12 protein-coding genes and 1 other annotated feature (1 of these 13 only partly in view) are annotated in these 14,460 nt (G+C 37.7%); of the genes, 10 read left to right on the top strand and 2 right to left on the bottom strand.

All coding sequences use genetic code 11. The features are described from left to right. Positions 1-29, top strand: a binding site (T-box leader) (it extends 188 nt beyond the left edge of the window). Between the two features lie 79 nt (positions 30-108). Further along, positions 109-1,389, top strand: a complete 1,281-nt coding sequence (gene serS, locus MHH88_RS00115; protein ID WP_107897521.1) for a serine--tRNA ligase — start codon at positions 109-111, stop codon at positions 1,387-1,389. A 391-nt stretch (positions 1,390-1,780) separates the two neighbouring features. Here the strand turns inward: serS and MHH88_RS00120 are convergent, their stop codons facing one another. Together MHH88_RS00120 and tadA are read right to left on the bottom strand one after the other, a co-directional pair. Then, entirely contained in the window at positions 1,781-5,293 is a 3,513-nt protein-coding gene (locus MHH88_RS00120) for a S8 family peptidase (RefSeq protein WP_339260798.1), read from the bottom strand. A 191-nt stretch (positions 5,294-5,484) separates the two neighbouring features. Then, entirely contained in the window at positions 5,485-6,000 is a 516-nt protein-coding gene (gene tadA / locus MHH88_RS00125; protein ID WP_339260800.1) for a tRNA adenosine(34) deaminase TadA, read from the bottom strand. A 138-nt stretch (positions 6,001-6,138) separates the two neighbouring features. On the opposite strand from tadA, the gene MHH88_RS00130 reads away from it, so the two are divergent. The 9 genes from MHH88_RS00130 to MHH88_RS00170 all read left to right on the top strand — a co-directional run bounded on the left by MHH88_RS00130 (position 6,139) and on the right by MHH88_RS00170 (position 14,399). Beyond that, complete coding sequence (locus MHH88_RS00130; RefSeq protein ID WP_069511033.1) at positions 6,139-6,474, top strand: metalloregulator ArsR/SmtB family transcription factor; 336 nt, start codon at positions 6,139-6,141, stop codon at positions 6,472-6,474. Positions 6,475-6,505: 31 nt separating this feature from the next. Further along, positions 6,506-7,456, top strand: a complete 951-nt coding sequence (locus MHH88_RS00135) for a cation diffusion facilitator family transporter (RefSeq protein WP_339260802.1) — start codon at positions 6,506-6,508, stop codon at positions 7,454-7,456. A gap of 76 nt (positions 7,457-7,532) precedes the next feature. After that, positions 7,533-7,865 (top strand): metal-sensitive transcriptional regulator, encoded by a 333-nt coding sequence (locus MHH88_RS00140; protein ID WP_069511030.1) that lies wholly within the window; start codon positions 7,533-7,535, stop codon positions 7,863-7,865. 57 nt (positions 7,866-7,922) lie between these two features. Then, positions 7,923-8,129 carry a copper chaperone CopZ gene (gene copZ, locus MHH88_RS00145; RefSeq protein ID WP_024362944.1) on the top strand — a complete coding sequence of 69 codons (207 nt, stop codon included), beginning with the start codon at positions 7,923-7,925 and terminating at the stop codon, positions 8,127-8,129. Positions 8,130-8,210: 81 nt separating this feature from the next. Continuing rightward, a complete protein-coding gene (locus MHH88_RS00150) occupies positions 8,211-10,622 on the top strand; it encodes a heavy metal translocating P-type ATPase (protein ID WP_339260805.1) in 2,412 nt (803 codons plus the stop codon). 370 nt (positions 10,623-10,992) lie between these two features. Then, a complete protein-coding gene (locus MHH88_RS00155; protein WP_024362946.1) occupies positions 10,993-11,631 on the top strand; it encodes a deoxynucleoside kinase in 639 nt (212 codons plus the stop codon). Continuing rightward, positions 11,628-12,296 carry a deoxynucleoside kinase gene (locus MHH88_RS00160; protein ID WP_024362947.1) on the top strand — a complete coding sequence of 223 codons (669 nt, stop codon included), beginning with the start codon at positions 11,628-11,630 and terminating at the stop codon, positions 12,294-12,296. Before MHH88_RS00155 ends, MHH88_RS00160 begins: the two co-directional genes overlap by 4 nt. Positions 12,297-12,799: 503 nt before the next feature. Then, the gene (locus MHH88_RS00165; RefSeq protein WP_069511022.1) at positions 12,800-13,330 is read left to right on the top strand and encodes a TIGR00730 family Rossman fold protein; all 531 of its coding nucleotides are present in this window, start codon (positions 12,800-12,802) and stop codon (positions 13,328-13,330) included. Between the two features lie 160 nt (positions 13,331-13,490). Beyond that, positions 13,491-14,399 carry a methyl-accepting chemotaxis protein gene (locus MHH88_RS00170; protein ID WP_339260808.1) on the top strand — a complete coding sequence of 303 codons (909 nt, stop codon included), beginning with the start codon at positions 13,491-13,493 and terminating at the stop codon, positions 14,397-14,399. Positions 14,400-14,460 lie beyond the last annotated feature (61 nt).

Consider the following 14,460-nt stretch of genomic DNA (forward strand, 5'->3'; position numbering starts at 1 on the left):
TGGCAACGCGGGTAGCTCTCGTCCCTTTCATGGGATGAGGGCTTTTTTGTGTTCTATCTTATCTATAAATTCCCATCATTTATGAATCTACTACTGGAGGTATGAAGGATGTTAGATATTAAACGCGTCCGTGATAACTTCGCGGAAATTAAAGAAATGCTATTAACACGCAACGAAGATTTAGGAAACTTAGATGATTTTGAAGCTTTAGATACAAAACGTCGCGAATTAATCGCGAAAGCAGAAGAACTGAAAGCTGAACGAAATAAAGTATCTGAACAAATTTCTGTTATGAAACGTAATAAAGAAAATGCTGATGAAGTCATCGCACGTATGCGTCAAGTTGGCGATGAAATTAAAGAGTTAGATACACAACTCAATGAAGTAGAAGACCGTTTTAAAGATATGATGATGCGTTTACCAAACGTGCCACATGAATCTGTGCCAGTCGGTACTACGGAAGACGACAATGTAGTGGAATATACGTGGGGAGAAGTACCAACTTTTGATTTTGATATTAAAGCACACTGGGATATCGCAACAGATTTACAAATTGTAGATTTTGAACGCGGAGCAAAAGTAGCGGGCAGTCGTTTCTTATTCTATCGTGGTTTAGGTGCTCGTTTAGAACGTGCATTAATGAGCTTTATGATGGATTTACATGCAGAAGAACATGGCTATGAAGAAATGCTACCACCTGTTATCGTAAATCGAGATAGCTTAACGGGTACAGGTCAGCTTCCTAAGTTTGAAGAAGATGTATTTAAACTAGATGATACAGATTACTTTATGATTCCAACAGCAGAAGTACCTGTGACGAATTTCTATCGTGATGAAATTCTACCTATTGAAGTTTTACCACAAGGCTTTGCAGCGTATAGCGCTTGCTTCCGCTCAGAAGCGGGCTCTGCCGGTCGTGATACACGTGGCTTAATTCGTCAGCACCAATTCAATAAAGTAGAATTAGTCCGTTTTGTGAAACCAGAGGAATCTTATGAACAGCTAGAATTATTAACAGGTCATGCTGAAAAAGTATTGCAATTATTAGGCTTACCTTATCGTAAATTAAAAATGTGTACAGCTGATTTAGGCTTCACTGCTGCCAAAAAATATGATTTAGAAGTATGGATTCCAGCGCAAAATATGTACCGTGAAATTTCTTCTTGCTCAAACTTTGAGGATTTCCAAGCGCGTCGTGCCAATATCCGCTTCCGCCGTGAGCCAAATGCTAAACCAGAATACGTCCACACATTAAACGGTTCAGGTCTTGCCATTGGTCGAACAGTGGCCGCCATCCTTGAAAACTATCAGCAAGCTGACGGAAGCGTAGTTATTCCAGAGGTATTAGTTCCTTATATGGGCGGCAAAAAAGTTATTGCACCGAAGTAATTAGTGAAATTCTTCAAACCATCCACACCAAAAAAGAGGTTGGGGCATAACGAAAAAATTTAAGGAACAGTGGAAAGATGTTCATAAATTTTTGCTATATAGAGAACTTAGCTATTCTTGCTTTTGCAACAACTAAAAATTAGAACTGTTCACGAGTTGTCGGTAGCGGAGGTTGTGACTCCTGCGGGAACAGCACACAATGTAAGACGCGGACATTCCACGCCTTAGCGAGGTTGCGACTTACTGTGCTGAGCGGAAAGCATCACCGTTACGGACGACAACGGCATAGCAAAAAAGTGTTAGATTGACTACAGTCAATCTAACACTTTTTCTCTTTTATTTCAGCCCTAAATCAGACAACAGAAGTGTCGGTGTTTAGGTGATTTATACCCTATTGTACTTCAAGTGTATATGGTTGAGTGCTAGCTTTGCCGTTTACTTCACTTACTTCAATATAGTAAGTTCCTTTGTCCAATTCCACTGTACCTACTTCAGGATCGTCAGCTCCGTAAAGATCAAATGTTCCCACTGTTTTTCCTTTTGCATCAATAATACGTATAACACCATCCAGTGCTTTTTCTGTTTGTAGAGAGAAGAATACATCGCGTTTGCTATCAATATTTAATTCAAAATAGTCTTTATCGCCAAACGGAACACCAGCATTTAAATATTGCGTAGCAACCCATTTGTTCTCTTTTTTCGTAAGCTTAGATGGCTTTGTTGGTATACCATTGATTAACTCAGAACCCTTATCTTCATCGACCTGATTGTGTTTATACATGCTTAAAGTATACGGATGAATGGATACTTGTCCAAGGTTCATACCGTTAATAATAATAAAATAACCATGATTCTTTTTCGCTTTAAAAGAGGTATTAACATCTGTTGTGCCAAAAATACCGAGTAATTGTTCAATAATGTTATTGCCTTGTCCAAATTGAATTTCGGTTTCCAATTCTTTTGGATCAATTTCCATGTTGCCATTTGTATCTTCAATTATAGAACCAGAAAATTTAAAGGCATTTTGAAGCTCTTTAGGTAATTGATTTAGCTGTTCATTTGTCATAGGCACAGAAGAAACAAGAAGGCTCATGATTTCATCTTGCCCTCGTTGTTTATAATAGTAGTAATCAATATCATCTTGATAAATGATATGATCTTGATAGATTGTACCAGGTTGAACCGCTTGAGCATTTATTGTTGTGTTATTATCACTTTTATAATCTGATGGGATAGCTGCTAATTTACTTGTTTTAAGAGTATATGGTTCAGCCGAGCGAGCACCTTGATTCATTACCTTTACAACATAAGTTTTGTCCTTTTTCAACGCAACTGCTTTTGCATCATTGGCGTTACTAGTTGAGCCAAGAAGTAAACTTAGTAGCCCCATATCATTACTTAATGAAGAAACTGCTAATAATTCATTTGTTTCCTCATCATATTCAAAAATAGTTCCAGTTGGAATTTGATTCATGCCATTTTTAACTTGGAACCCATATACGGCATCTTCTTTAGGCTTCAATAAGAAGTAATCTTCATCAAATTCTGTTTGGAAGTAAGCTTTTTTATCCTGACCAATATCAAAAGGAACCGCTTGCCCCATAATTAGAGCTATGTCTTCTGGATTTCCCATAGCACCAGGATTCATAAACATATTGAATATATCATTGATTTGATTGTCTTTTTTTGCTTGATATTGAGTTAAAGGTAAAAGCTCATTTTCTACATCACCTTCTGGCATTCCCTCATTTAAAGGTAACCCGTCTTCATCTTCAGGAAGGGTAACGACTTCACCCTTTAAAGTATAAGGGATGATGGATTCACTTACCGTTTCTTCATTTTCAATGCCGCCGCTAAAGAACATATCAAGTGAAAAAGCGCTACTGCCCTGATTGGATACGTTTAATACATATTCTGCCCCAGGAATAGCGTCAACAATAAGATTTACTCCGTCGCCTTTATCTGCGCTATAGCTTGTTTGAATTGGATAGGCCTCATACATTTCCTCATCATTAACGTTTTCTGCTGGTACAGCATCTAAGTCTTCCTTTAGATAAAGTTCCATAGAGGCTGTAACACCTGGAATACCAGACAAATCAAATCGCAGTGTTGTTGGTTCTTTTACTGAAAATGTGAAATAATCTTGGTCCCTTTGCTGATCTTTAGAAAGAAGGGTATAGTTTTTCCCTTTTGTACTGAATGGGAACTGTTGAATGTTCTCCTTTTTGTCCATCTCTAATGAATCAATTGGTAAATCCTTCGTTGTTTGAGCAGTGAATACGTAGTTCGACTCACCATTTAAGTTATAGCTGCCATTATAATCTTTAACCCCAACAAGCAGTGTTCCTTTTTGATCTGCTTTGTATAGGTAGCCCTCTTGCTTTCCTACACGCACATCATTGACATGGATTGGGTCGACTTCCTCTTTGTTATCTGCAGGGTAGAAATACAATTCAAGTGCATAATCGTATTTGTTTGCACCTTTTAATGTCAGTTGAGCATATTCATTTGCATCTAAATCAACCTTGTACCATTTTTTTTCGTTTGGTTGTTTGAATTCACCTTTTTCTGAATTCAATGTATTCTTAGCAAGAACTTTGGCGTTTTTTATACGTTCTTCCGTTGTTTCTGAATACTCTTTCGGTAGATTATTGACATTAAACTGTAATGCTTTCACCGGGTTGATAAGACCATGTCCATATGTAAGGTCATAGCCTTTCTCACCTAGATTATTTGCGGTCATTTCGAGAATAGCTTCTACTTCATGAGGCTTTAAATTTGGATGTTTTGATTTTAGTAGGGAGGCAACACCTGCTACAACGGGAGCCGCCATTGATGTACCACTAAATTTGACAAAGGACGATCCCTTTTTCTCATCATGAACGGTACTGTATATTTCCTCACCTGGTGCTACCACGTCAACCGATGGACCATAGTTTGAATAGCTTGATAGTTTGTTAATATCATTTGTAGAACCTACGCTAATGACACCTTCGTAAGAAGCAGGGAAAGAGTATTCATCTGTCGATTCATTTCCTGCTGCAGCTACAATCGTAATTCCTTTATCTATCGCTTGCTTAACAGCGTCTTTCATTAATGGAGATTCTCCATAACCACCAAGACTCATGTTAATAACATCGGCGCCCTGTTCAATGGCGTAAAGAATACCTTGTGCAATGACGAAATCATTGGCACCTTCTTCTCCGTTGAATACATCAATTGGAAGAAGCTTAGCATTGGGATTAATGCCATGTCCTCCAATATTATTATCTTTTGCTGCGCCAATAATGCCTGCTACATGTGTTCCGTGGTCACCAGTATAAGTGGTATTGGCTGGTGCTGCGGCATTATACGGTGGAAGTACTTGAGATTTTAAATCAGGGTGTTTAAAATCCACACCAGAATCAATAACTGCTACTTTTACTTCATGATTACCTGCTAACTCTAGTGCCTTATCCATTTGAAGTAAGTTTAGATGATACATATCTTTTTTCTTTGGATCTGCTTCGTTAGCAAAAGAATGATACACGTAGCTTGGGGATACACTTTTAACTCCGTCTTGCTTTGCATAGTAAGAAACTGCTTTTTCTAAAGAAATTCCCTTTTTCAGTTGGATTACATCATATCCTAATGATGGAATAGATCGTATTACTTTTGAGCCAATGTTTTTATGTGCGTTCTTAGCAAGACCTGTATGCTTGACGATAATGGTATCTTTACTAATCCATTCCTTATCATTTTTGACATACTTTAATGCTTGTTCCTTATTGCTAGCTATAAGACTTTTCTCTACTTCTGTATGCTTTGTTGTTTTTTCTGGTGCTGTAGCATAGGCAGAAGCAGCAGGTACCATTAGTGAAGCTGACGCTACTAAAGCAATTGATCTCTTCATCCATTTTTTCAATTGTTCTCTCTCCCATGTTGTTTTATTTACTCTATATCTATTACGATTAAAGCATGGAAAAGTTTCGGATAAAAGGATAATTTCGGTCTTGTTTCCTTATTTGTACCGATTATTAGAGAAAAGAAAAAGGTACCCCCATAAATTATGAGGTACCTTTTCATGTTGAAAGCAAATACTCTGATAAACACCACTTATTGGGGCTCACTAGATTCTGCCATTTTACGTGCTTTTTTTTCAGCTTTTTTTCGTTCACGTAATGCTCTAAAAAAATCGGTTAAAATTTGGCCGCATTCTTCAGCTAAAATACCTTCCGTTACATCACATTCATGGTTGAAACGCGCATCATTTAATAAATGATAGAGTGAATCGACACAGCCAGCTTTTATATCCCGTGCGCCGTATACAACACGCGGCACTCGAGACTGCAAAATGGCCCCTGCACACATAGGGCAAGGTTCCAGTGTGACATAAAGTGTTGTTTGTTCAAGTCGCCAACTACCTAATTTTTTACATGCTTCTTGAATTACCATTAATTCGGCATGCGTAGTTGCATTTTGAGTTGTTTCACGTAGATTATACGCGCGCGCAATAATTTCTCCTTCATATACAAGAACGGCCCCTATTGGTACCTCACCAAGCAAAGCAGCTTTTTTTGCTTCTTCTAAAGCTTGGTTCATAAAGATACGGTCTTTTTCAAAAATATCCACTCAAATCTCTCCTTAAGAGTAGTGTATCATGCGCGTGAGGTTTTGTATTTTTCTTTGAATTGACATTCCTAAAATAACCCTATATATTTATATATGAACACATGCTCATATATAAATAAACTATAGGAGGAACGGAAAATGGATGAACAAGTTAAACAGGGCGAAATAGAAAGTGGTAATGGCCAGCATTTAGATGAGGAAACGCTATTTGTTGTTTCTCAAACGTTTAAAGCATTAAGTGATCCAACAAGAATACGGATTTTAAATTTATTATGTTCAGATGAGCACTCGGTTAACGACATTGCTGAAATATTAGACTTAAGTCAGTCAACAGTATCGCATCAATTACGATTTTTAAAAAATTTACGATTAGTAAAATTCAGGAGAGAAGGAACAAGCTTATATTATTCAAAAGATGATGACCACATTATGAATTTATTGAAGCAAGCAATTGAACACGCTACGCACAACTAATTGTATTAATTAATATTTGGAGGGGAAAACGATGGGGCATAATCACGATCACGGCCATGATCATACACATGGCGCGAATAAAAAAGTGCTTTTACTATCCTTTATCATTATCACGAGTTATATGGTGGTTGAAGCAATAGGTGGATTCTTAACAAATAGTTTGGCGCTTTTATCGGATGCTGGACATATGTTAAGTGATTCGATTTCTTTAGCCATTGCACTTCTTGCTTTTATGTTTGGAGAAAAAGCAGCTAGCTTTAGTAAAACATATGGTTATAAAAGGTTTGAAATATTAGCTGCTGTCTTAAATGGTGTGACATTAATTTTAATTGCGTTATTTATTTTCTATGAAGCCATTGAGCGTTTTGCAAATCCACCTGAAGTAGCAACAACAGGTATGCTGATTATTAGTGTAATTGGTTTGTTAATTAATATAGTAGTTGCTTGGATTATGATGCGTGGTGGAGATACGGAAGACAATTTAAACAAGCGTGGTGCATTTTTACATGTTCTTAGTGATATGCTTGGCTCTGTCGGTGCCATCATTGCTGCCTTAGTCATTATGTTTTTCGGCTGGGGCTGGGCCGATCCTCTTGCCAGTGTTATTGTTGCATTATTAGTACTACGTAGTGGATATTTTGTGACAAAGTCTGCTATCCATGTTCTTATGGAAGGAACACCTTCAAATGTCGACGTACAGGAAATCATTCAAATAATAGAGCAAACGGAAGGTGTGCAAAGTATTCATGATCTTCATATTTGGACGATAACTAGCGGAACAAATGCATTATCCTGCCATGCAGTTGTCGATGACCAGCTAACAATTGGAGAAAGCGAGCATATTTTACGTGAAATTGAACATAATCTTGAACATAAGGGCATAAAGCACGTAACGATTCAATTGGAAACCATAGCGAACCGCCATGCTGAATCAATTTTATGTAATCTAAAGAGTGAGCCAGTTCATCATGACCACCATTAAATATAAAAAACTAAAACGCCTATTTACATACCCTTCGTGGGTATAGTATGATAATAGCAAATAGGAGGTGAAGAAGTTGGAGGACACAGTGAAAAATGATGCTTGTCATACAGAGGAAACTACGTCGTGTCGAAAAAGTCATCACCCTGAGCGCGTGAAAAAGGATTTAACGACTCGCTTAAATCGAGTAGAAGGTCAAATCCGAGGCATTAAGGGAATGATTGAAAAAGACGTTTACTGTGATGATATCATCACGCAACTGTCTGCCACACAATCCGCTTTGAATAGCGTAGCGAAAATTTTATTAGAAGGTCATTTAAAGGGCTGTGTCGTAGATCGCCTATCTGAAGGTGATGAAGCGGTTCTAGATGAGTTAGTCGTGACCATTCAAAAATTAATGAAAAAATAATTTTACGGGTAGTTACTCTTATATAGCATGTACATTAAATTTAAAGGAGAGATATTTATGCAAAATGTAACATTAAACGTACAAGGAATGTCATGTGGACATTGTGTCAATGCAGTGGAAAAAAGTGTCGGCGCACTAGCTGGTGTAGAACAAGTAACAGTAAATTTAGCAGATGGTTTGGTAGATGTCGCATTTGACGATGCTCAAGTATCACTTGCGCAAATTAAAGAAACGATTGACGACCAAGGTTACGAGGTAGAATAAGATCAATAGGGTGCTCAAAAAGCACTCTATTATTTTCAAATCTATATACCCCTATATGGTATAGAAAGAGGTGGAAAGTTAATGCATTCTGAATTGAAGGAAACGAACCTACAAATTACAGGTATGACCTGCGCAGCGTGTGCTACGCGTATCGAAAAAGGCTTAAAAAAAATGGATGGTGTCGAGCAAGCAACTGTAAACTTAGCGCTTGAAAAATCCTCAATAAAATATGATCCAGCAAAATTGAGTGAAGCAGACTTTGAAAAGAAAATCGAAGCGTTAGGCTATGGCGTCGTAAAACAGAAAGCGGAACTTGATATTACAGGTATGACGTGTGCTGCATGTGCCACTCGTATTGAGAAAGGTTTAAATAAACTTTCAGGTGTTTCAACGGCAACAGTAAACTTGGCACTTGAAAAAGCATCCATTGAATTTAATCCAACCGAGGTTTCTGTATCGGACATTATTGGCAAGGTTGAGAAGCTTGGATATGGTGCTCATCAAAAAGCAGATGAGCGAGCAACTGAAGATTATCGAGAAAAGGCAATAAAACAACAGCAACAAAAATTTCTTTTTTCAGCTATTCTATCGCTACCATTACTGTGGACGATGGTTGCTCACTTTTCATTGACATCGTTTTTATATGTCCCCGATTTTTTAATGAATCCTTGGGTGCAATTAGTGTTAGCTACACCAGTTCAATTTATTATTGGGAAACAATTTTATGTAGGCGCATATAAAGCTTTACGCAATGGCAGTGCTAATATGGATGTCCTTGTCGTTATGGGGACTTCAGCAGCTTATTTTTACAGCGTTTATCAAGCAATTGTTACAGTCAATTCACATCACGGCCCGCATCTATACTTTGAAACGAGTGCCGTTTTAATTACGTTAATTCTATTAGGTAAATTATTCGAAGCAAAGGCAAAAGGTCGTTCATCAGAAGCGATTAAAAAGCTTATGGGTCTGCAAGCGAAGTCGGCGATAGTTGTGCGAGATGGAGTAGAAAAAGAAGTCCCATTAGAAGAAGTTGTGATAGGCGATATTTTATTAGTTAAACCAGGCGAAAAAATACCTGTAGATGGGGAAGTATTAGAAGGTACAACAGCCGTTGATGAATCAATGCTAACAGGAGAAAGTCTTCCCGTAGATAAAAAACAAGGCGATGTATTATACGGTTCAACAATTAATAAAAATGGCTTTGTGAAAATGTCAGCAACCAAAGTTGGTAGAGACACAGCACTTGCTCAAATTATTAAAGTTGTAGAAGATGCACAAGGTTCAAAAGCGCCAATACAACGTTTAGCCGACCAAATTTCGGGCATATTCGTGCCGATTGTTGTTGGTATTGCGATCGTGACATTCCTTGTTTGGATTTTATGGGTAAAACCTGGTGAATTTACACCTGCACTAGAAGTGTTAATTGCGGTACTTGTTATTGCTTGTCCTTGTGCGCTAGGCTTAGCGACACCAACTTCTATTATGGCCGGTTCTGGTCGCGCTGCTGAATTTGGGATTTTGTTTAAAGGTGGCGAGCATTTAGAACAAACGCAACGCATTGATACAGTTGTTGTCGATAAAACAGGGACCGTAACACACGGCAAGCCGATATTAACAGATGTTGTACTAGCAACAGGGCAAGAAGAAGCATCCTTTCTTTCATTGATTGGGGCAGCAGAGAAACAATCCGAACATCCGCTAGCACAAGCCATTGTGCAAGGAATTGAAGAACGAAGTGTCACGCTTGGCGATGTTCAATTTTTTGAGGCCATTCCAGGTTACGGCGTGCAAGCAACCGTTTCTGGTCAAGGTGTGGTAATCGGGACACGTAAATTAATGCAACAATATGATATTGATATTGAGCATATATTGCCGACAATGGAGACATTAGAGGAAAACGGTAAAACCACAATGTTGGCTGCTATAAATGGTCAATATGCAGGACTTGTTGCTGTTGCAGATACGGTGAAAGACACGTCAAAAGAAGCCATTCGTCGTTTACAGGATATGGGCATTACAGTCATTATGATGACGGGTGATAACGAACGGACTGCGCAAGCAATCGGTCAGGAAGTTGGGGTTAACCATGTTATCGCAGAAGTACTTCCAGAAGGTAAAGCGGATGAAGTGAAAAAACTGCAAGCTACGGGCAAAAATGTTGCGATGGTTGGTGATGGCATTAATGATGCACCAGCATTAGCAACTGCCAATATTGGGATGGCTATAGGAACTGGTACAGATGTGGCAATGGAGGCGGCTGATATTACGCTTATACGTGGTGATTTAACTAGCATTGCGGATGCCATTATTATGAGCCGTAAAACAATGCGCAATATTAAACAAAATCTATTTTGGGCATTTGCTTATAATACATTAGGGATTCCAATTGCAGCCATGGGCCTACTTGCACCGTGGGTAGCGGGCGCAGCTATGGCATTCAGCTCAGTGTCCGTCGTGTTAAATGCCTTACGTTTACAACGAGTAAAATTATAGTGCCAGTCACCCAAACAATTCTCAAACAATTCTCGAAGTAGATTTTCACCAAAACGCTTGCTTAGAGTGGACGTACCGGATGCAGAACGGAAAGAGTCCACTTAGCGAAAAATCTACGCAGTATTGGCTGGCTAAAGTTAGGCCCACTAATGTGGGTCTTTTTTTGTTGCATGGAACTATAATTTGTTGGATATCTATCAACTGGGCAGTTCAAATAATGTTAAAAATTGAGATACATGTTGATTCTGTTTTTCATTTTCTCACTATGATACAATGAAAAGCACTGATTCATTTTAGTTTCATACAATATAGCCTTAAAATAGTGGCATAATTGACTTATAGAATCCTAAATATAAAGGAGGAACTTCTAGTGACGGTTCCATTTGTTGCAGTAGAAGGTCCGATTGGTGTAGGCAAAACTTCATTGGCAAAAGAGGTAGCGGCAACATTTAATTACCATCTATTAAAAGAAATTGTAGACGAAAATCCGTTTTTAAATAAGTTTTATGAAAATATTGAGGAATGGAGTTTCCAAACAGAAATGTTCTTCCTCTGTAATCGCTATAAACAATTAACAGATATAAAGAAGTTACGTTTAGCACAAAAGACATCAGTTGTATCGGACTATCATATTTTTAAAAATTTAATTTTTGCAAAGCGTACATTGCCACCTGCTGAGTACGAAAAGTATGAAGAAATCTATCAAATTTTAACAAAAGATATGCCAGTGCCTAATGTCGTCGTTTATTTACATGCTAGTGTCGATACGTTAATGAAACGCATTGCTAAACGGGGGCGTGAATTTGAGAAAATGATTTCACGTGAATATATGGAGCAGTTAGTAGCAGACTATCATACTTTTACAGAGCATTTTGAGCAGTTACATCCCGAAATTCCTGTAATCCGATTTAATGGAGATCAACTTGATTTTGTAAAAAACCCACAAGATTTACAATATGTATTAAAAACAATCGAAGATACGTTACAACAAAGGAGCTTGCAACAATGAATTTGAGAGAGAAATATGATATTCCGCCACAAACTGTAATTACAATTGCCGGAACAGTAGGTGTAGGAAAATCAACGATGACAAAGGCGCTAGCACAAGCGTTAAATTTCCGTACATCATTTGAAAAAGTAGATACCAATCCGTACCTAGATAAGTTTTATGACGACTTTGAAAAATGGAGCTTCCATTTACAAGTCTATTTTCTAGCAGAACGTTTTAAAGAACAGAAGCGTATTTTCGAATATGGTGGGGGCTTTGTGCAAGATCGTTCTATTTATGAAGATACAGGGATTTTTGCCAAAATGCATTATGATAAAGGAACAATGAGTCCAACTGATTATGAAACGTATCGTAATTTATTTGATGCGATGGTGATGACACCGTATTTCCCGCACCCCGATTTATTAGTTTATTTAGAGGGACCGATTGATGATGTCATTGGACGTATTCAAGAGCGTGGTCGTGAGATGGAACAGCAAACACCAAATGATTATTGGATTGAAATGCATGAGCGTTACGAAAATTGGATAAATAATTTTAATTCATGCCCTGTCCTACGTTTAGATATTAATGATTATGATTTATTAAAAAATCCAGACGCAATTGAATCAATTGTCAGCCGCATAAGTCATATGCTAAAGCAAACAAGTCATTTACGTAAATAGAAGAATCGCTAAGTAACAGTAAAGACTTTGAAGAAAGAAACTTCAAGCGTTCTGGCCGAAAGCGAAGCGTCAGGCGCAAACAAGTCATTTACGTAAATAGAAGAATCGCTATTGCAACAGTAAAGACTTTGAAGAAAGAAACTCCAAGCGTTCTGGCCGAAAGCGAAGCGTCAGGCGCAAACAAGTCATTTACGTAAATAGAAGAATCGCTATTGCAACAGTAAAGACTTTGAAGAAAGAACCTCAAAGCGTTCTGGCCGAAAGCGAAGCGTCAGGCGCAAACAAGTCATTTACGTAAATAGAAGAATCGCTATTGCAACAGTAAAGACTTTGAAGAAGGGAACCTCAAAGCGTTCTGACCGAAAGCAAAAGGAACGTAGAAAGCTTCCAGATAGAAATATAAGGACTTTGTATTTTAAAATAAATAACAGAAATAAGACCAAAAGACGTGAGACAATATGATACCTATTGTTATCACGTCTTTTGTAATAGGAGGAATAAATATGAGAATCGCAGTATATTGTGGATCAGCACTAGGCAATAACCCGATTTATGCTGAAAAGGCAAGTGAATTAGGAACGGTATTAGCACAACATGGACATGGTATTGTTTATGGAGGTTCTAAAATAGGATTGATGGGCAAAGTGGCTGATGCCGCCTTAGTAGCAGGTGGAGAGGTGATTGGCGTCATGCCTACTCATTTACAAAAACAAGAAAGCGTTCATGCCGCATTGACGGAAATACATTTTGTAGAATCCATGCATATACGTAAGGCAAAAATGGTTGAATTAGCAGATGCTTTTATCGCGTTGCCAGGTGGTGGCGGTACACTGGACGAATATTTTGAAGTATTTACATGGGCGCAGATTAAATTACATGAAAAGCCTGTTATTTTATTTAACATCAATGGTTTTTATGACGCACTTCTACTACATTTTTCTAAAATGCTAGAGGAGGGCTTTATACACCCAGAACACAAGGCGTTAATTCGTGTAGCTACAACGGCAGAAGAAGTTTTAACAATGATAAAATAAGAAAAAAAGCATAATTGAGCATAAGAATAGTAAAAATACAAATTTATAGTATTTTTAAGATGCTATTAGATATATTATAATATATAACAATGCATTTTTTAAAAAGAAGAAAGTAAATTAGAGATAACGCTAGTAAAATAGAGTGATAGAGGTGGATGTTATGCAAAAAAATGATACACAAGTCACAGATGATTTAGTTGTTCAAGCAATTGAGCGTAATATAGCGATTATCCGATTTGATATGAACCGAAAAGTTGCTTATGTAAATGAGCTTTTTGCGAAAACAATGGGCTTTACAGTAGAAAAAATGATGGGGAAAGACCATAAGGAATTTTGTTTTCCTAATTACGTAAAGAGTCCTGAATACGAGAGGTTTTGGCGTAATTTAGCAGCAGGTAAGAGCTATCAAGATAAAGTAGAACGAATGGATGCTCAAGGAAATAGTATTTGGCTAGAGGCTACTTATATGCCAGTATTTGATAGTCATTCAAGAAAAGTGATTGGTGTATCCAAAATAGCAACAAATATTACGGAACGTCAAAATACCATTGTCAATGTAGCAGATCAGTTAAAGCAAATGTCCACTAAGCTGTATAGTCGTTCAGAGGCAGGTATTAAAAATAGTGAAAATTTACTTGAAACAATTCAACAAGTTTCAAAAGAATCCTCGGAAAATGTTAAAAACTTAGATCAATTGCAAAATCAAGCAGAATCCATTAAAGGCATTGTCAAAACAATTCAAGGTATTGCCTCCCAAACAAACTTACTTGCTTTAAATGCAGCTATTGAAGCCGCAAGAGCTGGAGAGTATGGCAGAGGTTTTGATGTTGTCGCCAAAGAGGTGCGAAAACTGTCCGTAAGAGTAGAGCAATCGATTTCAGAGGTGAAAGAAAATGTGGAAGGGATTGTACGCGAGATAGGGCAAGTAACAGAAAGCATCACGCGAATTTCTGAAGAAATTGAAAAAACGAATGGGCAGATTACTGTGACGACGAGTGATTTTGCTGAAATCGCTTCTGCAGCAGAGGCATTAGATGAACGGTCTAAGCAATTTATTGAAATAATTTAAAAGATGCCTGAGGCAAATAGTCATGACGTGAACATTTGCCTCAGGTTTTTTATATTGCTAT

It is taken from the genome of Lysinibacillus sp. FSL K6-3209, assembly GCF_037976175.1.
Taxonomy (GTDB): Bacteria; Bacillota; Bacilli; order Bacillales_A; family Planococcaceae; genus Lysinibacillus; species Lysinibacillus sphaericus_D.